Genomic DNA, 24005 nt, shown 5'->3' on the forward strand with positions numbered 1-24005 from the left:
ACAAATGAGGGATCTAAATTTATATTATTGATAACGATAACGTGCCGAACGCGCATGCGCATCTAAGTTTTCTTGCTGCGCTAGAATATCCGCGGTTTTTGCCAAAGTTTTCACACCTTGCTCTGAGCACATAATCAAACTTGAACGCTTTTGAAAATCATATACACCGAGTGGCGATGAAAAGCGTGCGGTCCCAGAAGTTGGCAAAACGTGGTTTGGCCCTGCGCAATAATCACCGATTGCCTCTGGGGTATAACGCCCCATGAAGATTGCGCCTGCATGGCGAATCTCTTCGGCCATTTCCTGTGCTTCATCCAAGCAAAGCTCTAAATGCTCTGGTGCAACCTGATTAATCAGCTCAACTGCTTCAGCGCGGTCTTTCACAAGCACTAATGCGCCACGATTGGCAATCGATGTACGCGCAATCTCCGCCTTAGGTAAAGCTTGTAAATGCGCTTCAATAGCGAGTTCTACTTCATTTAACAACTGCTCATCTGGTGTAATAAACACTGCTTGTGCCACAGTATCGTGTTCAGCTTGGGACAATAAATCCATTGCCAGCCATTCTGCGTTATTCACGCCTTCGGCATAAACTAAGATTTCAGACGGCCCTGCAATCATGTCGATACCGACTTGACCGAATACTGCACGTTTCGCAGCCGCGACAAAACGGTTGCCCGGCCCTGTAATCTTATCTACCGCTGGAATCGTTTCTGTACCATAGGCTAAAGCCGCAACCGCTTGTGCCCCACCAATGGTAAAGACACGGCTGACACCAGCCAAATAAGCGGCTGCTAATACCAAAGGATTCAACTCACCATTCGGTGCAGGCACGACCATAATAATTTCAGGTACACCCGCCACATGCGCAGGTACAGCATTCATCAGTACAGAAGACGGATAAGATGCCAAACCACCAGGTACATAAATACCAACGCGATCTAAAGGCGTTACTTTTTGCCCAAGTGTGTTCCCCAAGGCATCCACATAGATCCAGCCTTCTTGTTTTTGCGCTTGGTGAAACTCACGAATGCGGTTTGCAGCAAGCTCTAACGCCTCGCGGACTTCGGTACTCAAACCCTCAAAAGCGGTTTTTAATTGTTCTTGAGTCAGTTCTAAATCGGAGAATTGATGCGCGGGATGTCGATCGAACTGTTGAGTGAGTTTAAGAACATGAGCATTACCATGCTGACGAACTTCAGCGATGATTTGATCTACGGTTTTTAAAAGTTCTGGGTCACTCACGGTTTCAAAAGCCAACAAATCAGCAAAGACTTGTTTAAAGTTCTGATCTTGAGTCGATAAACGTCGCATCAATTTATCCACAATGAAAATAAAGGGAAGCTTTAGTTTACCTTGTTTCCTGTATTTTGTGGGCAACAATCCTCCAGCTAAACACGGAGTGTAATGAAAAATTACTTTTAACTTCATCGGGAAATGAATCTGATTCAATATTTTTAAACTAGAATCATTAAACATGACTAAAAAACAGGCAAAACGAGATGATCCTCACGGACATAGCCACCTACTTTTCAACGGGGCAATTTAGTCGAATCCAACAGCATTTTTCGGAAGCCATTACATGGGAAATTGTGGGTGAACAACGGCTTTCAGGTTTTGATCAAGTACTTAAGCATTGCCAGTCTATCGAGCATTATTTTACGACGGTCGCGCATGAGTTCCATATTCAAGCAATTCATCAAACGGGTCATCATGTGATTGTTCAAGGTGAAGCGCAATTTCATAACACCCAGCAGACATCGCGAATTTCTGCTTGTGATGTCTATACTTTTAACAATTTGAATCAACTGGCTCAAATTCAATCCTATTGTATTTCAGTAAGCGTCCGCTGAACACACCTTATGAATTCGTCCTATAAGCCTTAATTTAGTCCTCACTTAAAAACAAGTGGGAACTTAAATTTATGACTACAAATAACCATACATCCATCGCATCTCTTACGATAATACGAAGAACATATAGTGCTGAATTTAAACAGCAGATCGTTCAGGCGTGTAAAGCATCGGAGGTTTCAATTGCTTCGGTCGCTTTGCAACATGGATTGAATACAAATCTTGTATCCAAATGGATTCGCTTAATTGATGCTAAGCCAGGGAATGATCGCTCACTACTACCGAATAAACCTGCATTTATTGCCTTATCTTGCTCTGCACCATTAGATCCTATTTCTACTGGCATGTTAACGGTTCAAATTACTTTACCCCACTCAAAAGCAGAAATTGGCTTGAAATGGCAAGTATCAGAAATATCTGCTTTAGCAGAATTACTCAAGGCACTTACAACATGATCCGTATCGATGAAATCTGGTTGTCTACCCAGCCCATGGACATGCGTGCAGGTATGGATACGGCCATGGCTCAGGTGGTGAGAGCCTTTGGCTACATCAAACCGCATTGTGCTTACCTGTTCTGTAATAAACGTGGCCATCGCATGAAAGTGCTGGTACATGATGGACTGGGGATCTGGCTGTGTGCTCGGCGGTTGGAACAGGGAAAATTTCACTGGGCTAAAGTTCATCAGGGTGAAAGCGTAGCCCTCAGCCCAGAACAGTTACAGGCACTGATCCAGGGTTTGCCTTGGCAGCGCATTGGACGACAGCAAGTGGTCACAATGCTCTAAACTAGCTTGGTCCAAGTTGCTATTCTCCAAACGTTCTATTTCATTCTTCTCATGACCTCAGGCATACTGCGGTCATGAATACACTGCCTGATTTAAGCCAACTGACCCATGAACAACTGCTGGAATTTACTAGACAGTTGGCAATGCAACATCAGTCTCTGGCACAATCAAACCAGCAATTAGATGCCAAAGTTCAGCATCTTGAAGTATCCAATCTGCAATTAGATGCCAAAGTTCAGCATCTTTCCATTCTCAATCAAAAATACGAGCATGAACTTGCGCTGTTTAAAAAGCACAAATTCGACAGTAAAAACGAACATCTCACCGCAAAACAAATCCATCTCTGGGATGAAGCGGTCGAAGAAGATATTGCCGCTGTTGATCTGGAACTGGAACGGCTGAATGCAGATAAAACTGATGCAGCGACACACAAAGCCACAGTCAACAAACCTAAACGTCGACTGCTGCCCGATCATCTACACACCATCCGTATCGAGCATGAACCAACATCAACCCAATGTGCTTGTGGCTGCACCTTGCGTCGTATCGGCGAAGATATCAGTGAAAAACTACATTTCAGACCGGCACAGTTCTATAAGGAACAGCATGTGCGTGGCAAATGGGTCTGTGATCAGTGTGACACACTGACTCAGCAAGCGATGCCCGCCTATGTGATTGATAAAGGCATTGCCAGTCCTGAACTGCTTAGCCATGTGTTGGTCTCGAAATACGCAGATCATTTACCGCTGTACCGTCAACGTCTGATCTATCAGCGGGCGGGAATCGAGCTTTCTAGATCAACTTTATCTGACTGGATAGGTCGCTGCGGTGTAGAACTGGAACCTCTGGCCAATGCTTTAAAAGAGGTGGTGCTGCAACAGCGGGTGATCCATGCCGATGAAACGCCGGTCACCATCATGCGGATGAGTGATGATGAGAAAAAACCGAAGAAAGGTTATGTCTGGGCCTATGCAACAACCCAATATAATCCAATTCAAGCCGTGATTTATGACTTTCAGGATAGTCGTTCAGGCCAGCATGCTGAAGTGTTCCTGAAAGACTGGCAGGGCCATCTAGTCTGTGATGATTACAGTGGTTATAAAGCACGCTTTAAATCAGGCCAAGTCATTGAGGTGGGCTGCATGGCGCATGCTCGTCGTAAATTCCATGAACTGCATGTGACCAAGAAAAGTCAGGTCGCTGAACAGGCCTTAGTGCTGATTCAGAAACTGTATGCCATAGAAGCAGAACTCAGGAGAAAGACCGATGGTACAGCAGAACAGCGCCGCGAATACCGACAACAGCATAGTCAACCGGTGATGCAACAACTGTATGAATGGCTCAACCAGCATCAACTGACGGTGCCATCGAGTTCTCCAACCGCCAAGGCCATCAATTACACTCTGAAGCGTTGGCCAGCTTTAAGCCGCTATCTGGATGATGGCAATCTACCGATTTGCAATAATTGGGTGGAAAACCAGGTGCGGCCTTGGGCGTTGGGACGTAAGAACTGGTTATTTGCAGGTTCGCTGCGTAGTGGTCAGCGAGCGGCAAACATCATGACTTTAATCCAGTCAGCAAAGCTGAATGGGCTGGATCCGTATGCCTATTTAAGTGATGTGCTGAAAAGATTGCCGACCCATAAAGTGACCCAAATAGAAGAATTGCTACCACACCGCTGGAAATCCAACTCAAATTAAAAAATAGACATGGGGTTCAGCGGACGCTTACGTATTTCAATCCAATAAAAATATTAAAAAATGAGCAGGTACAAAAAAACCGCCATCATCGATAGCGGTTTCTTTAAACAAAAAAGATCAACTTATTTGTTTTTTAACGCTTCACGTTCAGCGACTGCTGTTTCTAACTGTGCAAGAATTGGGTTTAACAGTGCTTGCTTACGTTTGAAACTTGCCTTGTTCACGATCAGACGTGAAGACACTTTACAAATTTCTTCCAAAGGTTCTAAACCATTGGCACGTAAAGTATTCCCAGTATCGACCACGTCAACAATATAATCGCCCAAACCCACCAACGGTGCAAGTTCCATTGAACCGTACAACTTAATCACATCGACTTGCTCACCTAAGCTTGCATAGTACTGACGGGTTAAGTTTACGTATTTAGTGGCAATTTTTAAACGCCCTTTTGGACGCTCCATGCCAACTTTGCCTGCAGTCATCAGTTTACATACTGCGATTTTTAGATCGAGCGGTTCATAAACGTTTTGCGCGCCATGTTCCATAAGCACGTCTTTACCCGCAACACCAATATCCGCCGCACCATTCTCCACATAGGTGGGTACGTCAGAAGCACGTAAAATTAAAATACGGACTTGTTTATGGGTGGTTGGGAAAATTAACTTACGTGACTTATCAGGATCTTCCAGTAAGTTAATTCCAGCCGTTTCAAGTAAAGGCAGGGTTTCTTTTAAAATACGACCTTTACTCAATGCCAATGTTAAACCATGATCAAAATTGCCCATTACATCAAAATTTGGATCATCGTTTCTCATATCGCTCATGAACTTACTCGCTTAATTTGGGCGCCTATACCTTGTAATTTCGCTTCGACATCTTCATAACCGCGGTCAATATGATAGATACGATCAATCAGCGTCTCACCATCAGCAGCAAGTGCAGCTAACACTAGAGAGAAAGAAGCACGTAAATCTGTTGCCATCACGGGTGCTGCAGAAAGTTTCTCTACACCCGTCACAACAGCATCATTACCTTCGACCTGAATATTGGCACCCATACGTGACAATTCAGGTACGTGCATAAAACGGTTTTCAAAAATCGTTTCAGAAATAGTAGCAAAACCACGACCAATGGCATTAACCGCCATAATCTGTGCTTGCATATCAGTTGGAAAGTCTGGATGTGGAAGCGTTTGGAAACTCACTGCTTTCGGGCGTTTACCCATCATATCAAGCTCGATCCAATCATCACCACGGGTCACTTCCGCGCCCATTTCTTCAAACTTTTCTAAGACCGATTCCATCAAAGTTGGATCAGTATGTGTAGTTTTTACACGACCACCGGTAATGGCCGCAGCAGCCAAATACGAACCCGTTTCAATACGGTCAGCAACCACAGCATATTCACAGCCATGTAGTTTTTCAACACCTGTGACCACTAAGGTATCTGTGTCTAATCCTTCAATTTTTGCACCCATCGCGATCAACATTTTCGCAAGGTCCGTAATTTCAGGTTCACGTGCCGCATTACGAATCGTAGTCACGCCTTCTGCCAATGCCGCAGCCATTAAGATATTTTCGGTACCACCCACGGTCACCATATCAAAAACGACTTCGCCACCTTTTAGGCGACCATCGACTTTAGCGTGTACATAACCCGCTTCAACTTCAATCTCTGCACCTAAAGCTTCTAAAGCTTTTAAATGTTGATCGACTGGGCGCGAGCCAATCGCACATCCACCCGGCAAAGACACTTTTGCACTACCATAGCGCGCCACCAATGGGCCCAGCACTAAAATAGATGCACGCATGGTTTTCACCAACTCATACGGTGCAAACTGATTGTCTAGTGTTGATGTATCCGCAGTAACCGTGTCGCCTTCGTAGGTCATGGTAATGCCTAGACCACCAATCAACTGCACCAAGGTATTTACATCTTTTAAATGCGGCACGTTGGTGAGCTTGGTTGGGGTTTCAGGCAAAATCATTGCTGCAAGCAACGGCAAGGCAGCATTTTTAGCACCCGAAATACGAACTTCGCCTTCGAGCTTAGTGCCACCTTGAATTAAAAATTTATCCATCTAATTTTAAGCTCCGAATAAGCTTGCTTTACGCCATTCTTCTTTAGTCATTGCACGAATAGTCACCGCATGCACTTCGCCACTTGCGATATAAGAATTTAATGGTGCATAAACAGCTTGCTGACGTGCAACAGGACGTTTGCCTTCGAATTGGTCGTCGACAATACGTAAGTCAAACTTTCCGCCTTGCCCACTAACTGCAACTTCAGCTTCAGGAAAAGCAGCTTTTAAAATTTCAGTGAGCTGTTCACTATTCATCACAAAGACCTCTTATAGGACCAACGGTGTAAAAACCTGCCATTTTACTATAAATCTGAAAAATAAATCATAAACCCGCACACTTTATATATAAAAAAAGAGGTTTTAAAAAACCTCTTTTTGCATAAAAATCAAACTAAATGGCGATCGGTTGGTAAACTTGCTGCATTTTACGGTGCTTATCGAGCTGTCTTTTTAGTTTTTCTGATAATTTTTTGGTGGTGTTTTAAAAAGTATGCTGACATTAAATGAAGCCATTATTGATGTAAAAGAAGGTTAAGTCGAAGGCTTTAAAATGGTTTTCAAGCTTTTTGGAGAAATTACAACTTCTTCTAAAACCACGCCTTATTCGATGCCTTATTTTGCAATTATTACCTTCAATTCCTACAGTAAAAAACTTACCAATACTTTGCTTGCAGTTTTTAAAAGCAGTGATGAAACTGTCCCAATGATCACTTGCAATTCGGGTGTAGTGAATACCTAATTGTTTAAGCTTTGTCTTCAACCTTTGGACTGTAGCTAAATCTCTCTTACCCCAAACATAAGCAACAATCTCACCTGTTTCTCGATGGTAAGCGTAAATAAGCCATTGTTTATTATTTTTATTTCCAACAAAAGTCCAGAATTCATCTACTTCGAGAGATTCATAATGACTTTGTTTAGGCTGAATTTGATAGGCCGATTCAGTTAAAGTCCGTAAGACTTTACCGATACTAATGCGCTCAACTTCAGCGATATCTCGTATACCGCTGCCTCTGACCATTAACTGTAATATTTTACGAGTAATGCCAGAATTACATCCTAGATAGCTCAGAGCATGGTCACCAATAAACTGACGTTTGCAGTCTTTGCATTGGTAGTTTTGTTTCCCATCTACTTTGATGCCATTTTTCTTTATACTGTCACTGAGGCAGGTTGGACATTTGATTTCTAGAGTTATTTGCATTTCTCTATTTTATCAAAATTCAACCTGCTTTTTTTTAGCATACTTTTTGATACACCACCAATTTTTTAATCGACGTATACATATCATCTGCTGAAGCCTGAGCAAAAAATTCAATGCCCGGTAAACGGATAATTGCTTCTGCAATATGATTGCTACTGCCTTTTTTAGTGTGCTTATCGACCTGATGATCCTTGGTTAATTTCACCTGCATACTGTTCACCTGATCAATATGCTTGGTCATTTCTGCAAATTTGCAGCGAATGGTATCTTCAATAGCTGGGGTAATGCTCAAATGATGTCCACGAATTGTTATTTGCATATATCTATCCCTCACCTTCATTAGGATTAATGAGGAAAAGCCAAGACGATTTAATGACTGCAAAACAACCAGCGCGCATAGAAACATCAAATCATTTTCGCCATTCCTTAAAGAAAAAAGAGGTTCATTATGTTGTCATAATGAACCTCTAGAATAGTCAGATTTTAAATTTTAGATCAAGACTTTTCGTTCAGAAGATGACGGAATATGTAACGATTCGCGATACTTTGCCACTGTCCGACGCGCTACATCAATCCCATCGTCCTTTAACAGATTGGCAATTGCGTTATCAGACAACGGTTTACGTGCATTCTCTTCAGCAATCAATTTTTTAATCTTGGCACGAATTGCAGTTGAAGATGCTTCACCGCCTGAAGTTGTGCCCACATGGCTTGAAAAGAAATATTTCAACTCGAACAAGCCGCGCGGCGTCAGCATATATTTGTTCGTGGTCACCCGAGAGACGGTCGACTCATGCAATTCAACTTCTTCTGCAATATCTCGAAGTACCAAAGGCTTCATCCCTTCAGCACCAATTTCTAAAAATGCACGCTGATGTTCAATGATACACGTCGCCACTTTCAGTAAAGTTTTATGGCGTTCATCGACACTTTTAATAAAGTTCTTCGCATCCAACATTTGATTACGTAAGTATTGATTATCTTCACTTTGATCTGCGCGCTTAATCATATTGGCATAAAACGAGTTCACACGAAGTTTTGGCATCACATCAGGATTTAAAGCCACTTGCCATTGTTCGTTTTTCTTCATTACCACGACATCAGGAATTTGATAATCCGAGTCTTTATCTTCAAACTCAAGTCCTGGATGTGCTTTTAGCGTTTTCAATAAATCAACCGCGCACTTGAGCTGCTCTTGATTTAAACCCGTTTGTTTAATCAGTTTCGCTAGTTCATTGCTGATCAATAGTTCATAGTTTTTCAGCAGATTCATGGCATCATTTCGACATGCGGTCTGCATCGGCAAGGCTTCCAACTGTACCATTAAGCACTCTGCAAGATTCCGCGCCCCAACGCCAAGTGGGTCTAAACGCTGAATATGCTTGAGCACCACAACCACTTCGTCATCTTCGACTTCGTCGTCATAGTCCATGCTGGTTAAAAGATGTTGAACTGAAGTCGTTATTTCTGAAATATCACTGTCTAAAAAACCTTTATCGTCCAACGAGTCAATAATGCAATAAGCAATCAACATATCTACTTGCGAAAAATGCAACAGATTGATTTGCTCAAGCATATGCTCTTTTAAGCCCAAATGACCTTGGCGATTATCTTCTCGCTCTTCAAATTCTGCCGCGCCCAAACTGGTTGGTTGATGCGTATAGACATCATCCCAGTCGGTATCGACGGGTAAATCATCGGGTAAATGGTCGGCGTTGAGTTCGTTGGTCAAATCTTTCTTATCCTGTTCTTGCTCTTGCACACTGGATAAGCTTTCGATAGATGACTGTTCTTCTACTTTTTCTAAGAGTGGATTGCTGTCGAGTTGAATCTGAATTTCTTGTTCAAGTTCAAGGCTCGACAATTGAAGCAATCGAATAGCTTGTTGTAATTGGGGGGTTAACGACAAAGAGTTCGAAACTTTCAATCCAACCGATAACTTCATAAAACTCTACTCATCAATACAACTATTTTTAAAGCACGCTTTATAAGCAATTTTTGTGCCGTTTTATTTTTTATAGCATAGAAAATTCAAAAAACCTACATTTTTTGAGCAGATTGTTTTTTATTTCCTACCTAGTTTTAGATTTTATGGATGTATTAATGCATATCAATTATTGAAAAGGCTCATTAAAACCCTCACACAGTCTAAAGTTACACGAAACACTGCATCGGCTACTTTCACTTACTTACAAGAGTCCGTTAAATCAAAACATCTGAATCATGCTGCTTTGTTAGGCTAAAGCATAGACATTTTTTAGGGGGTTTATATGACTCAAAAAGTATTGTTTATAACCTCAAATGTAGGCGTAGAGTATGATGAGCTAATTCAGCCTCTCCATTTTCTACAGTCCAAAGGCATAGAATGCATTCATGCCGCGATTGAAGCTCACGATGTTCGAACTGTCAAAATGGACTCAGAATCGGCAGCAAGCTATCCTCCAGACGTCGATTTGGATCATGTTCATTATGACGACTACGATTTGCTAATTATCCCCGGCGGTGCAGTTAATGCTGATCTCTTACGCCACCATCCTAAAGCGCTCGAAATTATCCAAAGTTTTAGCAACCAAGCCAAACCGATAGCTGTGATTTGTCATGCGGCTTGGGTTTTGATTAATGCTGAACGGATTAAAACTAAGCATCTGACTTCGCATCAAAGTATACGACTCGATCTGGAAAATGCAGGTGCTAAGAGATGGATCCGGAAATTTGAACAACTCCTATAAGTGATATTCTGCTCCTCAAATGATGTTATAAACATCAATATATGGAGTATTTTATGGCACGTAGACCAAGAAGAAATCATTCAAACGACTTTAAAGCTAAGGTAGCACTTGCTGCGATCAAAGCAGAAAAAACACTTGCTGAATTGAGTTCTGAGTTTGATGTTCATCAAAACCAAATTATTGACTGGAAAAATCAATTGATCTCAGCTTCCTCGCAAGCTTTCGATCAATCAAAAGCTCCATCAGAACCCCCCATTGATCTTAAAAAGTTACATGCAAAAATCGGTGAGCAGGCATTAGAAATTGATTTTTTAGAAGGTGTGTTGAAGAAACTGGGCCGCTTCAACCACAAAAGTTAATCGATCACTCACTTCAGATTTCAGTATCTAAACAGGCTAAGTTACTGAAAGTCTCTCGTGGTTGTTATTATTATCGCCCAAAACCTGTTAGCTCATCAGATCTGAAACTGATGCGATGTATTGATGAATTACATATGCAATATCCTTTTGCAGGCAGTCGTATGATGCGTGATTTGTTGAATCGTCAAGGGCATCATATAGGACGACGTCATACACGTACTTTAATGAAGAAAATGGGTATTCAGGCGTTATATTGCAAACCAAATTTAAGCCAGGCTAATCAAGCTCACCGTAAATATCCATATCTGCTCAAAGGGTTGGCTATTCTGCGCAGTAATCAAGTGTGGTCTACGGATATAACGTATATCCCTATGGCAAAAGGCTTTGTTTATTTATGTGCTGTGATTGATTGGCATAGCCGCAAGGTACTTGCGCATAGGGTATCGATTAGTATGGAGGTGGATTTTTGTATTTCGGCTTTAAATGAAGCAATTGAAAAATATGGATCACCTGAAATATTTAATACAGACCAAGGCAGTCAGTTCACCAGTGATGCATTTATTGATGTATTGAAATCAAATGGCATTCAAATCAGTATGGATGGTAAAGGTCGATGGATTGATAATGTGATGGTTGAACGATTATGGCGGAGCGTTAAATATGAAGAGGTGTATCTCAAAGCTTATAGCAGTGTCACAGATGCGAAAAAGCAATTGAGTGCATATTTTGAGTTTTATAATTTGAAACGACCTCATTCGAGTCTAGACAAATTGACACCAAATGAGTTTTACTATGATCAGCTACCCCAACAAAACAAGGTGGCTTAACTAGAGCGGAATATCACTTATAAATACGCTTTTAGTTGTTCAAACAAGTGGGACCACCTCTCTATATGGGTCGATGAAGCCGTTCACAAATGTAAAGTAGGTGGTTGGACACTCATCAGTTCACGTAGTTCAGAGGATATTCCCGCTTTTAATCAAGCAATATTAAAAGAACTCGAATCCAATTCGTCCATTTAAGATGCAAAAAAAAAGAGCCTGATATTGAGCAGGCTCTTTTATTCATTTTTAAAAGTTACAGACTTTTTAAGTATTCAATAATTTCTACTTGTTCTGCCATTTCAGCCAGTTGAAGCGCAGTATATTCACCTTTGTAGTGGATATTCGCACCTTTTTCAACCAGTAGTTTCACCACATCTAGATAGCCATTTTCAGCCGCCGCTTGGAGTGCACTATAGCCTTCATCATCTGTCGAGTTCACATCTACACCATTGGCGAGACTTTTTTCTACTTCAGCGAGTTCACCTAAAGATGCCCAATACACCAGTTCAGGTAAATGCAGTTCATCATCGTTTTCAGGAATTGGGGAGAATGAGGTAAGTTTCATATATTTTATTCCAAAGCTTTGGATTTATTAAATGCATAAAGTACTCTGTGGTCAACAAATATTAAAGCTCTCCATTTTTTTCAATATTATTTTTCACAATATTAAATGCATCTTTAAAGTTCTTATCATACTTACCATGATGCCGATAACCATATCTTTGGTTATAAATATCAGTAAAATCATCATGCCAATGTTCAAATTTACCCTTACGTGCCATTAACGCAACTTTCCGATGAATTTCCCCTTTATACAACGGCGAATTCAAACATGAGGTGCGACAGTTTCAAAAGCCTTATGATAATCAACAAGCTGAGCAAACTTCTCTAATGGTGTAAGCCAATCTAACGCTTTTCTAGGACGAGTATTCAGTGACATGGCAACTTGATTTAAATAATGCTGATCTGCCTGATTTAAATCAATCCCTTTAGGTAAATATTGCCTAATTAAACCATTCATATTTTCGCATGTGCCTTTTTGCCAGGGTGAATGTGGGTCACAGAAATATACATCTATGCCTAAATCTTCTTCGAGTTTTTTATGTTCTGACATCTCACGTCCACGGTCATAGGTCAACGTTTTACGCAGTTCTGCAGGTAAATATTTCAGAGCTTCAGTTAAAGCCTTGCGCACGGATTCTGCCTTTGCATCAGGTAATGTTGCCAAGATACAGAGCCGTGTATTTCGTTCAATAAGTGTTGCTATCGAACTTTTATTGTCTTTACCTTTAATTAAATCAGCTTCCCAATGACCCGGTATTTTTCTTTCTTGAACTTCGGCTGGGCGCTCATGAATAGTTTTAATATCCTGTAATATAGAATCTTTTTTAGGTTCACCGTTAGCTTTTCGCTTTTTATTTTCATGACGCAGACAGGATAATAAGTCTTTTTTCAACTCACCCTTTGGTAATGCTCGTATAGTTGAGTAAATCGTTGTATGGCTTACATTCATTGTTTGATCCAAATCAGGAAATGTCTTTAAACGCTTTGCTATTTGCTGAGGAGACCATAAACAACGGATCGCTTCAACAATAAATTTCCAAAGGATTGAATCGATTTTGAGTTTTCTATGACCACGTCTACGTCTAGCGAAGGTGTTATCAGAAGCATATTGAGCTTGATAAACGTCATTGATGCTATTTCTTTTAAGCTCACGATAGATCGTACTAGGATGTCTTTTAATGAGTTCAGCAAATTTTCTGGCTGAAAAGCCTTCTTTTCTTGACTCAAGCATTAATGCAGTACGATCTTCAAAGTTAAGATGATGGTATGACAATTTTATATACTCCATAAACCCTTTAAATTAATTAGGTGGTTTATGTCGCACTTCAAGTTTTACTCTGCCCCGCCTGTACAGCACTTAAGCCCCAGTCTTCCATTAATAATGGCAATACCACACCATTAATTGCCAAATCATAACCATCAAATAAAATAATTAGCAGACACCAAGCAACAACTTGAAAATGGAAACCCGAAAATTTTGCACGATCAATAATATCATTCACATTAACTGCTTTAGCTGACATTATTCACCTCCTATGAGCTATTGTTTCATTGCACTTTAACTAGCGCCCTTCAGTTTTTATAATGTGCTAATTCAGCCCAAACAGAAGTCATTCACCAAAGTAATTTGGTGTTATATTCACACAATTTATAGTGATATAAAAATTCAACATTAGTCTAAATAAGTGATTTAATTCGCATTAAAAATAAATAAAACCAACTATTAATACTCGATTTTCTTGTAGAAAATAAAAATCTACAATAAAAGCCTAACTTAAATTAGATATAGTATTTAGCTGAGAGTAAAAATTAATTCAAAATAGGAATAAAAAATATAAAGTTTAATTTAAATAATAATTATGACTATTTAGGATGTTTTATTTAATTACGATAAATCTCAATTAGACGATTGATTCGTTTATTATTTAATATTTTCAGCATAAAAAATCCCCCTCAGCGCTTAGCGGAGGGGGATTTAGAATTAATGAGCTGGCGATGACTTACTCTCACATGGATAACTCCACACTACCATCAGCGCTAAGAGGTTTCACTTCTGAGTTCGGGAAGGGATCAGGTGGTTCACTCTTGCTATTGTCGCCAGCACAACTGTTTATGACTATTCGTTGGGTCTAACCTCAGAGCAGTGCTCTTCGTGCCTAACTTTCATCAAATGAGTTATTAACAGGTATATTTGAGTTGGATATTTTATCTAGCTTTATAACTAAATCAAGTTGTTTGCAGTGATTTGAACCACAACACCAACTGTTTGGGTGTTGTATAGTCAAGCCTCACGAGCAATTAGTATTGGTCAGCTTCACATATCACTATGCTTCCACATCCAACCTATCAACGTCGTAGTCTTCAACGGCTCTTTAGAGGACATAAAGTCCTAGGGAAATCTTATCTTGAGGTAGGCTTCCCGCTTAGATGCTTTCAGCGGTTATCCCTTCCGAACATAGCTACCCGGCGATGCGACTGGCGTCACAACCGGTACACCAGAGGTTCGTCCACTCTGGTCCTCTCGTACTAGGAGCAGATCCTCTCAAATTTCCAACGCCCACGGTAGATAGGGACCGAACTGTCTCACGACGTTCTAAACCCAGCTCGCGTACCTCTTTAAATGGCGAACAGCCATACCCTTGGGACCTGCTTCAGCCCCAGGATGAGATGAGCCGACATCGAGGTGCCAAACACCGCCGTCGATATGAACTCTTGGGCGGTATCAGCCTGTTATCCCCAGAGTACCTTTTATCCGTTGAGCGATGGCCCTTCCATACAGAACCACCGGATCACTAAGACCTACTTTCGTACCTGCTCGACTTGTGGGTCTCGCAGTTAAGCGCGCTTTTGCCTTTATACTCTACGCGTGATTTCCGACCACGCTGAGCGCACCTTCGTACTCCTCCGTTACTCTTTAGGAGGAGACCGCCCCAGTCAAACTACCCACCAGACATGGTCCTCGTCCCGGATAACGGGACAGAGTTAGAACCTCAATATTACCAGGGTGGTATTTCAAGATTGGCTCCACCGAAACTAGCGTCTCGGTTTCAAAGCCTCCCACCTATCCTACACAAGTAAGATCAAAGTTCAATGTCAAGCTGCAGTAAAGGTTCACGGGGTCTTTCCGTCTAGCCGCGGGTACACCGCATCTTCACGGCGAATTCGATTTCACTGAGTCTCTGCTGGAGACAGCGCCCCCATCATTATGCCATTCGTGCAGGTCGGAACTTACCCGACAAGGAATTTCGCTACCTTAGGACCGTTATAGTTACGGCCGCCGTTTACTGGGGCTTCGATCAAGAGCTTCGCTTACGCTAACCCCATCAATTAACCTTCCAGCACCGGGCAGGCATCACACCCTATACGTCCACTTTCGTGTTTGCAGAGTGCTATGTTTTTAATAAACAGTTGCAGGGGCCTGGTTTCTGTGGCTGCCAATAGCTCAAGGAGTAAATCCTATCACCGTCGGCAGCGTACCTTCTCCCGAAGTTACGGTACCATTTTGCCTAGTTCCTTCAGCAGAGTTCTCTCAAGCGCTTTGGTCTACTCGACCTGACCACCTGTGTCGGTTTCGGGTACGATTCCTATGTAACTGAAGCTTAGAGACTTTTCCTGGAAGCATGGTATCAGCCACTTCACTGTACAAGTACAGCTTGCTATCAGTTCTCAGCATACAGTACCCCGGATTTGCCTAAGATACATGCCTACAACCTTCCACCTGGACAACCAACGCCAGGCTGACTTAACCTTCTCCGTCCTCTCATCGCATTACATAGAAGTATTGGAATATTAACCAATTTCCCATCGACTACGCCTCTCGGCCTCGCCTTAGGGGTCGACTCACCCAGCCCCGATTAACGTTGGACTGGAACCCTTGGTCTTTCAGCGTGCGAGTTTTTCACTCGCATTGTCGTTACTCACGTCAGCATTCGCACTTCTGATACCTCCAGCATACTTCTCAATACACCTTCATCGGCTTACAGAACGCTCCCCTACCACTTGCAATAAATTGCAAATCCGCAGCTTCGGCATATAGTTTTAGCCCCGTTACATCTTCCGCGCAGGCCGACTCGACTAGTGAGCTATTACGCTTTCTTTAAAGGGTGGCTGCTTCTAAGCCAACCTCCTAGCTGTCTATGCCTTCCCACATCGTTTCCCACTTAACTATAATTTTGGGGCCTTAGCTGGCGGTCTGGATTGTTTTCCTCTTGACTACGGACGTTAGCACCCGCAGTCTGTCTCCCGGATAGTACTCATTGGTATTCGGAGTTTGCATCGGTTTGGTAAGTCGGGATGACCCCCTAGCCGAAACAGTGCTCTACCCCCAATGGTATTCGTCCGAGGCGCTACCTAAATAGCTTTCGGGGAGAACCAGCTATCACCGAGTTTGATTAGCCTTTCACCCCTATCCACAAGTCATCCCCTGGCTTTTCAACGACAGTGGGTTCGGTCCTCCAGTTAGTGTTACCCAACCTTCAACCTGCTCATGGATAGATCACCCGGTTTCGGGTCTACACCCAGCAACTAAACGCCCTATTAAGACTCGATTTCTCTACGGCTCCCCTATGCGGTTAACCTCGCTACTGAATGTAAGTCGCTGACCCATTATACAAAAGGTACGCAGTCACCGAACAAGTCGGCTCCCACTGCTTGTATGCATGCGGTTTCAGGATCTATTTCACTCCCCTCACAGGGGTTCTTTTCGCCTTTCCCTCACGGTACTGGTTCACTATCGGTCAGTCAGGAGTATTTAGCCTTGGAGGATGGTCCCCCCATATTCAGACAAGGTTTCACGTGCCCCGCCCTACTCGACATCATCATATCAGCCCTTTCGTGTACAGGACTATCACCCACTATGGTTGCACTTCCCAGAGCATTCCACTAAAACTGATATGACTTAATGGGCTTTTCCCCGTTCGCTCGCCGCTACTGAGGGAATCTCAATTGATTTCTTTTCCTAAGGGTACTGAGATGTTTCACTTCCCCTCGTTCGCCTCGTATGACTATGTATTCATCATACGATACCTGCCTTATGACAGGTGGGTTTCCCCATTCAGAAATCTCCGGATCACAGGATATTTGCCGCCTCCCCGGAGCTTATCGCAGGCTATTACGTCTTTCATCGCCTCTGACTGCCAAGGCATCCACCACATGCACTTAATTACTTGACTATACAACCCCAAACAGTCGTTAATCCCTACAAGTAGGATTAAGACAGTCTATGATGATTTCTCATCACTTCCTTACAGTTTGTTGTTCTGTGTACTTAAACACTGTACAGCTTCAATTCAATTCACATACCAAAACGCTTGATTCAGTTAATTTCGCTAGTAACTCATTTCTTCAATCTTCATCAATCAGTAATAAATCACTGTTAATGTCGATCTTAAAAACGAGTATGAACAAATTATTTCAACTCAAATATATTCTGTTAATGATTTTTCCAGCCTTCGTCAGGTCAGGAAACTGTGATAAATCACAGAAGTTAATAAGTTATCTACTTACTAATTTCTGTAATCCAACCTATCTGCGCGAAGCATAGCTTCTTGCTTAAATTTCAAGGAAAAGCCTTAAAGCAGTGCTTTAAGTTTTCTATTCTTAAAATTTGGTGGAGACTAGGAGAGTCGAACTCCTGACCTCCTGCGTGCAAAGCAGGCGCTCTACCAACTAAGCTAAGTCCCCAGCTTATCAATAAGTCAATGTTTCTGTTTTCTGTATTCAGCATTTAACAATGCTTGTTAGTCAGATTTGGTGGGTCTGACAAGACTTGAACTTGTGACCCCACGCTTATCAAGCGTGTGCTCTAACCAACTGAGCTACAGACCCTCAGATACATCGTCATGAAGAACAACTTGTTGTGGATTCTTACCAATCGTCAATCTTTCGTTAAGGAGGTGATCCAGCCGCAGGTTCCCCTACGGCTACCTTGTTACGACTTCACCCCAGTCATCGGCCACACCGTGGTAAGCGTCCTCCTTGCGGTTAGACTACCTACTTCTGGTGCAACAAATTCCCATGGTGTGACGGGCGGTGTGTACAAGGCCCGGGAACGTATTCACCGCGGCATTCTGATCCGCGATTACTAGCGATTCCGACTTCATGGAGTCGAGTTGCAGACTCCAATCCGGACTACGATCGGCTTTTTGAGATTAGCATCCTATCGCTAGGTAGCAACCCTTTGTACCGACCATTGTAGCACGTGTGTAGCCCTGGTCGTAAGGGCCATGATGACTTGACGTCGTCCCCGCCTTCCTCCAGTTTGTCACTGGCAGTATCCTTAAAGTTCCCGGCTTAACCCGCTGGCAAATAAGGAAAAGGGTTGCGCTCGTTGCGGGACTTAACCCAACATCTCACGACACGAGCTGACGACAGCCATGCAGCACCTGTATGTAAGTTCCCGAAGGCACCAATCCATCTCTGGAAAGTTCTTACTATGTCAAGACCAGGTAAGGTTCTTCGCGTTGCATCGAATTAAACCACATGCTCCACCGCTTGTGCGGGCCCCCGTCAATTCATTTGAGTTTTAGTCTTGCGACCGTACTCCCCAGGCGGTCTACTTATCGCGTTAGCTGCGCCACTAAAGCCTCAAAGGCCCCAACGGCTAGTAGACATCGTTTACGGCATGGACTACCAGGGTATCTAATCCTGTTTGCTCCCCATGCTTTCGTACCTCAGCGTCAGTATTAGGCCAGATGGCTGCCTTCGCCATCGGTATTCCTCCAGATCTCTACGCATTTCACCGCTACACCTGGAATTCTACCATCCTCTCCCATACTCTAGCTTCCCAGTATCGAATGCAATTCCTAAGTTAAGCTCAGGGATTTCACATCCGACTTAAAAAGCCGCCTACGCACGCTTTACGCCCAGTAAATCCGATTAACGCTCGCACCCTCTGTATTACCGCGGCTGCTGGCACAGAGTTAGCCGGTGCTTATTCTGCGAGTAACGTCCACTATCCTAGAGTATTAATCTAAGTAGCCTCCTCCTCGCTTAAAGTGCTTTACAACCAAAAGGCCTTCTTCACACACGCGGCATGGCTGGATCAGGCTTTCGCCCATTGTCCAATATTCCCCACTGCTGCCTCCCGTAGGAGTCTGGGCCGTGTCTCAGTCCCAGTGTGGCGGATCATCCTCTCAGACCCGCTACAGATCGTCGCCTTGGTAGGCCTTTACCCCACCAACTAGCTAATCTGACTTAGGCTCATCTATTAGCGCAAGGTCCGAAGATCCCCTGCTTTCCCCCGTAGGGCGTATGCGGTATTAGCATTCCTTTCGGAATGTTGTCCCCCACTAATAGGCAGATTCCTAAGCATTACTCACCCGTCCGCCGCTAGGAAATGTAGCAAGCTACATCTCCCCGCTCGACTTGCATGTGTTAAGCCTGCCGCCAGCGTTCAATCTGAGCCATGATCAAACTCTTCAGTTAAAAATCATTAGTAGCTTATGGCTACAAATCTTGGCTCATCAATTTTCTGACAAATATTTCTCAAATAAACTTCGAGTAATTTTTACCATCAATCAATGAAATATTTTCGATCGATCAATCAGTAAAAATCCACACAAGTTGTTCTTCATAATCTCTTAATGATCTTCTTGCTGATTCGTCATCAGCAAGCTAGGTCGGCTATACTACTCTCTTCCAAGAAGAAGTCAACTGGTTTTGTTAATTATTTTAAACTCATTCAAGACTTTCAGATTCTGCCGCTTGGGCTAAATCCTTGTTTCTTAACAAGTTTTAATCAACATCACCGCCGATGGATGTGCATTCTACAGTATTCCCGACTCAACACAACCCCCTTTTCTCAATTATTTATAAAAAAACTCCCACTTGTTTATTTATTCAGCAAAATGATGCTTTTTTACTAACATTTCTTAAAATTTGATTTAACAATGAGCAATAAAGAGCTGTTAAGATAGTTAAAAGATTATTTTTTTAATTCACCTGCTGATTATAAAGTTCCGGAACTCTTTTATATGCAACACATTCGCCACTTATGTGCTGGTCTACTCTTTGTAGGCTTTACAACATTTGCATTTGCTGAAGATGTAGCGCCTACAGCTGCCAGCGAAATAGATACCAGTGCTGATCCGCAAACAGCTCAATCTTCTTCGCTTAAAGAATTAAAGGATATTAAAGCAAAAGATTTAAAAGTAGATGCCAATGCAGCACAACCTGATAATGTAAAAGATCCGCTTCAACCTTTAAATAGACAAATTTTTGCCGTCAATGATGCTTTAGACCGTGCGATCGTTCGCCCAATTGCGGTGGAATATAAAGAAAAGATCCCTTCTCCGATTCGTGACTCTTATAGTGGCTTTCGTAAAAACCTCGGTGAACCTTGGAATGCGGTGAACCAACTTATACAAGGTCGTCCCGGCCGTGCCGCAAAAACTTTAGGTCGATTTACCATTAATACGGTAACTACTTTAGGTTTTGCAGATCCTGCTTCGCGCTTAGGTTTAGAAACTGAAGATGAAAACTTTGGTACGACTCTTGGCTATTGGGGGGTTCCATCTGGCCCATACCTAGTACTTCCTATTTTTGGGCCAAGTACTTTCCGTGATGGCTTTGGCTTGGTTGTTGATGGCTATGCGCGCCCACAAAGATACATATTAGAAGATGAAGAAGGCCTGTATTGGGCGGAACAGACTTTACGTGGTATTGATGTGCGATCACAACTGATTGATATTGAAGGTGCGATTCAAGGCGACAAATATTCCTCAATTCGTGATATTTATTTACAACGTAAAAACTTCATTATTGCCGAGAAAAAAGGCCAAGAATCTGAAGGGATGTTCATTGATGATGTCGGTGATGATGATTCTTCTAGCTCTCCATCAACCAATGAATCGCGTCAAATGTTAGATACGGAATAACAATGTATTGCAGCTAGAGTTGAATTTTTTTTCTCTAGCTGTAATTTGCTTGTTATAGTAAAGCAATAGCTTAATGCTAAGGATAAGCCATTTTTTTTATGTATTTCATTCAACCCTCTCGCCATATTCCATATTTAGAACAGGTGCTAGACACACTGCCAAGTGTGCAAATGATTCGCATAGAAGACCTTGATCTTTATGACCCGACTATTATTGCTATTGCCGATATCCAAGATTATTTAGATTATAAATGGACACTGCCCACCATTGTCCTTGCCTTTGAAAATGAAGGTAGTGCTTTAGCCCAAGCATGGGAACTCGGTGCTTTAGCAGGTTGGATGTGGAATAAACTCCCCAGCAATCCACAGCAATCCTTACTCAAAATTGATGCGCAATATAAGCGTAATCAAGACAGTCGCGATCTGCCTTCCGCAGCAGAGTTACAAAAGCGACTTTTACCAAACCCTATAGAGCTCCAAAACTACACCGTTGAAACATTTTTTCAGCCTTCTGCTTATTTGTCTGGAGACTGGTTTGATTATTGGAAAATTAGCGATAAAGAAGTGATGTTCTATTTGGCTGATGTATCCGGTCATGGGGTCACCAGTAGTTTATTAACCTCTTGGATGGCGGCTTTTCATGGTCGTGCCAAAACACCGCGTGAACTCATTAAAAAACTGAATGGTATGTTAGTGCAAGAGAATATTGAAAAGCACATCACCATGATTGCAGGGATTTTAAACCTCGAAACACATCAACTTCGTTGGTCGAGTGCAGGACATTACCCCCCCGCAATTATCTTTGAGCCAAATCAAGCTCCTAAAATATTACATACCAGTAGTTTTCCTTTAGGCCTTACTGAAGAACTGAAAGTTGAAGAGCATGAATGTGTGCTCAACCGTCATGCCCGCTTCATTATTTGTTCCGATGGCGCACTCGAACCCTTCAATGGTGGACTGAACGATCAGTTCACACAATTGGTCTATCATTTGCAAAATCAATCCTTTGAAGCACCAGAGCATGTTGCAGACGATATTGCCATTTTAAGTTTACGTCGAATGAATTAATCAAATTATCAATAACTTATTACAATATCCTATCTTCTAAGGCTGTTAGATACTTGAGTAAGTATTTGCCCTATGGGATAATTTCCTATCCTTCTCTGCAAATGGCATTTATATGTCAACAGGTCATGTTGAATATGCAAGCTTGAATGGAACGCATATTTTTAAGCTTATTGGCGAAGTGCGTGCCCAATCTTGTATCAGTCTAGACAAACTTTTAAACCGTATTGAACAACAGTCAAATGTTGTTGGTGCAATCGTAGATTTAACCCAAACTACATTCATCGACAGCACTGTGTTAGGCATTTTGGCAAAGTTAGGCTTAAAGCTTAAACAGATCCATAATATCCAAGCTGTCATGTTGTCCACCAACTCTGATATCACTACCTTAGCCAACAGTATGGGGCTAGGGCAGGTTTTTGTGATTTTAAACTACTGTGGCGATCCAAACGTTTGTACCCTCGAACTGATGGAAGAACACATTACACATCGTAATATGTTAAACACCGTACTAGATGCGCATAAGACTTTGATGGAACTGAATCAAAGTAATCAAAATATGTTTGAACCGCTGGTCAAACAGTTGCAAAAAGAACAAGACAGCCTCGATCAAGTGTCACAGCAACAAAACGCATAACAACAAATTTTATAGGCCCATTTATGACTTTACTTTCTGTTGTACAGATGAACTCTCAAAATGACATCGAAGCAAACTTCCTTGTCATTGAGTCTCTCATTCAACAAAGTAAAGCAAATGGTGCTGAACTTATTGTATTCCCCGAAAACTTCGTTTGTTTTGCCGCAGGCAAACAACGTGAGACCGCTGCACAGTTTGAAGACATTCAAAAGCGTTTAGAAAATCTTGCTCATCAATATCAGATCTGGATCGTCGCAGGTACTCTCCCATGCCCGTTCCGTCCAGATGGTTCTGTTATTGAAGATGGTCGTGTTCGTACAGTCAGTCTTTGCATTAGCCCTGAACGTACTGAAGCACGTTATGACAAAATTCATTTGTTTGACGTACAAGTTGGCGATGCTGTGGGTGGCTACCAAGAATCTAAGTTTTTTGAACCTGGTACAGATGTCGTTGTGGCAAAAACACCTTTTGGTAATATTGGCTTAATGGTTTGCTATGACTTACGCTTTCCTGAACTGGCTTTAACTTTACGCGCGCGTGGTGCAAATATTTTAACTGCTCCTGCTGCATTTACCTACACTACGGGGCAAATGCACTGGCAGTTATTATTACAAGCCCGTGCGATGGATAGCCAAAGCATCGTGTTAGGCGCAGCGCAACAAGGCTGGCATGGTGAAAAAAGACAGACTTGGGGACATGCAGCAGCAACTAATAGCCGTGGTCAAGTTTTGGATCTGATTCTTAACCCAGGTGCACAGTTGATTACGGTACCTTTTGACTTGGCAGAACAAGCTCAAATCCGTGAAAGCATGCCGTTAATGCAACACCGAAAATTAGTGCAATTTTAATCAAGCCACGATCATTTAAAATAACGTCAGTCTTCGCGCAAAAACTTCATATTGATTCACTGCTGCTCTTTCATGGAATAGCTCTAGCTCTCATAAAATACATGACTCTATTTATCTTTAAAATTAATAGTATAGCCAAATACTTAAAAATATAGAACAATAGAAACATGGGATATTCAAAAGATTTTAAAGACAAAGTCATAGAAATTATGACTAGAGATAAAATGTCTGTGCGAAAAGCAGCACAGCATTTTAACGTCTGTATACAGACGATTCAGAATTGGAAAAAGTCCACTGTAACTAAACCTATTCCTGGTCGCCCAGCTAAAATTAGCAAAGAGCAAATATTGAATGATGTTGAACAATATCCCGATGATTACATCAGTGAACGGGCAGAACGTTTTGGTGTCAGTACACATGCAGTATTTAATGCGCTACATGCTGCAGGAATATCGCGTAAAAAAAGACGTTAAAGCACCC

20 protein-coding genes, 2 tRNA genes, 3 rRNA genes and 4 pseudogenes are annotated in these 24005 nt (G+C 42.2%); 12 read left to right on the forward strand and 17 right to left on the reverse strand.

Annotated features, from left to right (window positions below):
• Positions 1-24: 24 nt before the first annotated feature.
• Positions 25-1326: a histidinol dehydrogenase gene (gene hisD / locus AC4MDD_RS14395; protein WP_178927802.1), complete on the reverse strand. Its 1302-nt coding sequence runs from the start codon at positions 1324-1326 to the stop codon at positions 25-27.
• 176 nt (positions 1327-1502) lie between these two features.
• On the opposite strand from hisD, the gene AC4MDD_RS14400 reads away from it, so the two are divergent.
• From AC4MDD_RS14400 to tnpC, 4 genes are all read left to right on the forward strand, one after another.
• The gene (locus AC4MDD_RS14400) at positions 1503-1853 is read left to right on the forward strand and encodes a nuclear transport factor 2 family protein (RefSeq protein WP_490752003.1); all 351 of its coding nucleotides are present in this window, start codon (positions 1503-1505) and stop codon (positions 1851-1853) included.
• A gap of 71 nt (positions 1854-1924) precedes the next feature.
• A complete protein-coding gene (locus AC4MDD_RS14405) occupies positions 1925-2308 on the forward strand; it encodes a transposase (RefSeq protein WP_491881928.1) in 384 nt (127 codons plus the stop codon).
• Positions 2305-2640: an IS66 family insertion sequence element accessory protein TnpB gene (tnpB, locus tag AC4MDD_RS14410; RefSeq protein WP_004642106.1), complete on the forward strand. Its 336-nt coding sequence runs from the start codon at positions 2305-2307 to the stop codon at positions 2638-2640. Before AC4MDD_RS14405 ends, tnpB begins: the two co-directional genes overlap by 4 nt.
• Positions 2641-2714: 74 nt before the next feature.
• Complete coding sequence (gene tnpC / locus AC4MDD_RS14415) at positions 2715-4340, forward strand: IS66 family transposase (RefSeq protein WP_201949790.1); 1626 nt, start codon at positions 2715-2717, stop codon at positions 4338-4340.
• A gap of 122 nt (positions 4341-4462) precedes the next feature.
• Here the strand turns inward: tnpC and hisG are convergent, their stop codons facing one another.
• The 7 genes and pseudogenes from hisG to AC4MDD_RS14450 form a co-directional block, all read right to left on the reverse strand.
• The gene (gene hisG, locus AC4MDD_RS14420) at positions 4463-5164 is read right to left on the reverse strand and encodes an ATP phosphoribosyltransferase (RefSeq protein ID WP_004984172.1); all 702 of its coding nucleotides are present in this window, start codon (positions 5162-5164) and stop codon (positions 4463-4465) included.
• Positions 5161-6420, reverse strand: coding sequence for a UDP-N-acetylglucosamine 1-carboxyvinyltransferase (murA, locus tag AC4MDD_RS14425; RefSeq protein ID WP_004695018.1), 1260 nt, complete (start codon positions 6418-6420; stop codon positions 5161-5163). Before murA ends, hisG begins: the two co-directional genes overlap by 4 nt.
• A gap of 6 nt (positions 6421-6426) precedes the next feature.
• The gene (gene ibaG / locus AC4MDD_RS14430; RefSeq protein WP_004695019.1) at positions 6427-6678 is read right to left on the reverse strand and encodes a BolA family iron metabolism protein IbaG; all 252 of its coding nucleotides are present in this window, start codon (positions 6676-6678) and stop codon (positions 6427-6429) included.
• A 136-nt stretch (positions 6679-6814) separates the two neighbouring features.
• Positions 6815-6895 (reverse strand): annotated as a pseudogene (locus tag AC4MDD_RS14435) (ribosome hibernation-promoting factor, HPF/YfiA family); the annotation flags it as partial.
• 27 nt (positions 6896-6922) lie between these two features.
• Entirely contained in the window at positions 6923-7624 is a 702-nt protein-coding gene (locus tag AC4MDD_RS14440) for an IS1 family transposase (RefSeq protein ID WP_004282344.1), read from the reverse strand.
• A 58-nt stretch (positions 7625-7682) separates the two neighbouring features.
• Positions 7683-7943 (reverse strand): annotated as a pseudogene (hpf, locus tag AC4MDD_RS14445) (ribosome hibernation-promoting factor, HPF/YfiA family); the annotation flags it as partial.
• Between the two features lie 171 nt (positions 7944-8114).
• Positions 8115-9569, reverse strand: a complete 1455-nt coding sequence (locus AC4MDD_RS14450) for an RNA polymerase factor sigma-54 (protein WP_005400217.1) — start codon at positions 9567-9569, stop codon at positions 8115-8117.
• Positions 9570-9894: 325 nt separating this feature from the next.
• Here AC4MDD_RS14450 and AC4MDD_RS14455 point away from each other — a divergent pair, with 325 nt between their 5' ends.
• The 3 genes and pseudogenes from AC4MDD_RS14455 to AC4MDD_RS14465 form a co-directional block, all read left to right on the forward strand.
• Positions 9895-10353, forward strand: coding sequence for a DJ-1/PfpI family protein (locus AC4MDD_RS14455; RefSeq protein WP_491881929.1), 459 nt, complete (start codon positions 9895-9897; stop codon positions 10351-10353).
• 53 nt (positions 10354-10406) lie between these two features.
• Positions 10407-11539 (forward strand): IS3 family transposase gene (locus AC4MDD_RS14460; protein WP_227509860.1). Its coding sequence is split into 2 segments (ribosomal slippage): positions 10407-10659 and positions 10659-11539, totalling 1134 coding nucleotides; the frame shifts between segments, so codons are not numbered across the junction.
• A gap of 66 nt (positions 11540-11605) precedes the next feature.
• A pseudogene (locus tag AC4MDD_RS14465) lies at positions 11606-11734 on the forward strand (DJ-1/PfpI family protein); the annotation flags it as partial.
• A gap of 55 nt (positions 11735-11789) precedes the next feature.
• Here AC4MDD_RS14465 and AC4MDD_RS14470 read toward each other — a convergent pair.
• From AC4MDD_RS14470 to AC4MDD_RS14510, 9 genes and pseudogenes are all read right to left on the reverse strand, one after another.
• Entirely contained in the window at positions 11790-12101 is a 312-nt protein-coding gene (locus AC4MDD_RS14470; RefSeq protein WP_178927795.1) for an ankyrin repeat domain-containing protein, read from the reverse strand.
• A 61-nt stretch (positions 12102-12162) separates the two neighbouring features.
• Positions 12163-12318: a hypothetical protein gene (locus AC4MDD_RS14475; protein ID WP_491881930.1), complete on the reverse strand. Its 156-nt coding sequence runs from the start codon at positions 12316-12318 to the stop codon at positions 12163-12165.
• Positions 12319-12362: 44 nt separating this feature from the next.
• Positions 12363-13388 carry an IS30-like element ISAba125 family transposase gene (locus AC4MDD_RS14480; RefSeq protein ID WP_491881931.1) on the reverse strand — a complete coding sequence of 342 codons (1026 nt, stop codon included), beginning with the start codon at positions 13386-13388 and terminating at the stop codon, positions 12363-12365.
• Between the two features lie 52 nt (positions 13389-13440).
• A pseudogene (locus AC4MDD_RS14485) lies at positions 13441-13623 on the reverse strand (aromatic acid/H+ symport family MFS transporter); the annotation flags it as partial.
• Between the two features lie 464 nt (positions 13624-14087).
• Positions 14088-14202: ribosomal RNA gene (gene rrf / locus AC4MDD_RS14490) — 5S ribosomal RNA — on the reverse strand.
• 175 nt (positions 14203-14377) lie between these two features.
• Positions 14378-17271: ribosomal RNA gene (locus AC4MDD_RS14495) — 23S ribosomal RNA — on the reverse strand.
• Between the two features lie 435 nt (positions 17272-17706).
• Positions 17707-17782: transfer RNA gene (locus tag AC4MDD_RS14500), tRNA-Ala, on the reverse strand.
• 67 nt (positions 17783-17849) lie between these two features.
• Positions 17850-17926 (reverse strand) — tRNA-Ile (locus AC4MDD_RS14505).
• 61 nt (positions 17927-17987) lie between these two features.
• A 16S ribosomal RNA gene (locus AC4MDD_RS14510) occupies positions 17988-19525 on the reverse strand.
• Together the 16S, 23S and 5S rRNA genes with 2 tRNA genes alongside form the textbook arrangement of a ribosomal RNA operon.
• 548 nt (positions 19526-20073) lie before the next feature.
• Between AC4MDD_RS14510 and AC4MDD_RS14515 the strand changes: the two genes are divergently transcribed.
• The 5 genes from AC4MDD_RS14515 to AC4MDD_RS14535 all read left to right on the forward strand — a co-directional run bounded on the left by AC4MDD_RS14515 (position 20074) and on the right by AC4MDD_RS14535 (position 23998).
• Entirely contained in the window at positions 20074-20976 is a 903-nt protein-coding gene (locus AC4MDD_RS14515; RefSeq protein WP_490751995.1) for an MlaA family lipoprotein, read from the forward strand.
• Between the two features lie 98 nt (positions 20977-21074).
• Positions 21075-22043 (forward strand): RsbU family protein phosphatase GigA, encoded by a 969-nt coding sequence (gene gigA, locus AC4MDD_RS14520; RefSeq protein WP_490751993.1) that lies wholly within the window; start codon positions 21075-21077, stop codon positions 22041-22043.
• A 112-nt stretch (positions 22044-22155) separates the two neighbouring features.
• On the forward strand, positions 22156-22677 hold the full coding sequence (gigB, locus tag AC4MDD_RS14525; RefSeq protein ID WP_004692241.1) for an anti-anti-sigma factor GigB: 522 nt from the start codon (positions 22156-22158) through the stop codon (positions 22675-22677).
• 23 nt (positions 22678-22700) lie between these two features.
• A complete protein-coding gene (locus AC4MDD_RS14530) occupies positions 22701-23525 on the forward strand; it encodes a carbon-nitrogen hydrolase family protein (protein WP_168159490.1) in 825 nt (274 codons plus the stop codon).
• Positions 23526-23749: 224 nt separating this feature from the next.
• On the forward strand, positions 23750-23998 hold the full coding sequence (locus tag AC4MDD_RS14535) for a transposase (protein ID WP_248115011.1): 249 nt from the start codon (positions 23750-23752) through the stop codon (positions 23996-23998).
• Positions 23999-24005: the final 7 nt, after the last annotated feature.

The sequence above is a fragment of the Acinetobacter sp. CAU_H_29a_1 genome (genome assembly GCF_058599505.1).

What these genes read in the sequence shown, in the direction of transcription:
- AC4MDD_RS14400 (WP_490752003.1), top strand. Translation starts at nt 1,503, where the DNA reads ATGATCCTCACGGACATAGCCACCTACTTTTCAACGGGGCAATTTAGT.
- AC4MDD_RS14405 (WP_491881928.1), top strand. Translation starts at nt 1,925, where the DNA reads ATGACTACAAATAACCATACATCCATCGCATCTCTTACGATAATACGA.
- tnpB (WP_004642106.1), top strand. Translation starts at nt 2,305, where the DNA reads ATGATCCGTATCGATGAAATCTGGTTGTCTACCCAGCCCATGGACATG.
- tnpC (WP_201949790.1), top strand. Translation starts at nt 2,715, where the DNA reads ATGAATACACTGCCTGATTTAAGCCAACTGACCCATGAACAACTGCTG.
- hisG (WP_004984172.1), bottom strand. Translation starts at nt 5,164, where the DNA reads ATGAGCGATATGAGAAACGATGATCCAAATTTTGATGTAATGGGCAAT.
- murA (WP_004695018.1), bottom strand. Translation starts at nt 6,420, where the DNA reads ATGGATAAATTTTTAATTCAAGGTGGCACTAAGCTCGAAGGCGAAGTT.
- ibaG (WP_004695019.1), bottom strand. Translation starts at nt 6,678, where the DNA reads ATGAATAGTGAACAGCTCACTGAAATTTTAAAAGCTGCTTTTCCTGAA.
- AC4MDD_RS14440 (WP_004282344.1), bottom strand. Translation starts at nt 7,624, where the DNA reads ATGCAAATAACTCTAGAAATCAAATGTCCAACCTGCCTCAGTGACAGT.
- AC4MDD_RS14450 (WP_005400217.1), bottom strand. Translation starts at nt 9,569, where the DNA reads ATGAAGTTATCGGTTGGATTGAAAGTTTCGAACTCTTTGTCGTTAACC.
- AC4MDD_RS14455 (WP_491881929.1), top strand. Translation starts at nt 9,895, where the DNA reads ATGACTCAAAAAGTATTGTTTATAACCTCAAATGTAGGCGTAGAGTAT.
- AC4MDD_RS14470 (WP_178927795.1), bottom strand. Translation starts at nt 12,101, where the DNA reads ATGAAACTTACCTCATTCTCCCCAATTCCTGAAAACGATGATGAACTG.
- AC4MDD_RS14475 (WP_491881930.1), bottom strand. Translation starts at nt 12,318, where the DNA reads ATGGCACGTAAGGGTAAATTTGAACATTGGCATGATGATTTTACTGAT.
- AC4MDD_RS14480 (WP_491881931.1), bottom strand. Translation starts at nt 13,388, where the DNA reads ATGGAGTATATAAAATTGTCATACCATCATCTTAACTTTGAAGATCGT.
- AC4MDD_RS14515 (WP_490751995.1), top strand. Translation starts at nt 20,074, where the DNA reads ATGCAACACATTCGCCACTTATGTGCTGGTCTACTCTTTGTAGGCTTT.
- gigA (WP_490751993.1), top strand. Translation starts at nt 21,075, where the DNA reads ATGTATTTCATTCAACCCTCTCGCCATATTCCATATTTAGAACAGGTG.
- gigB (WP_004692241.1), top strand. Translation starts at nt 22,156, where the DNA reads ATGTCAACAGGTCATGTTGAATATGCAAGCTTGAATGGAACGCATATT.
- AC4MDD_RS14530 (WP_168159490.1), top strand. Translation starts at nt 22,701, where the DNA reads ATGACTTTACTTTCTGTTGTACAGATGAACTCTCAAAATGACATCGAA.
- AC4MDD_RS14535 (WP_248115011.1), top strand. Translation starts at nt 23,750, where the DNA reads ATGTCTGTGCGAAAAGCAGCACAGCATTTTAACGTCTGTATACAGACG.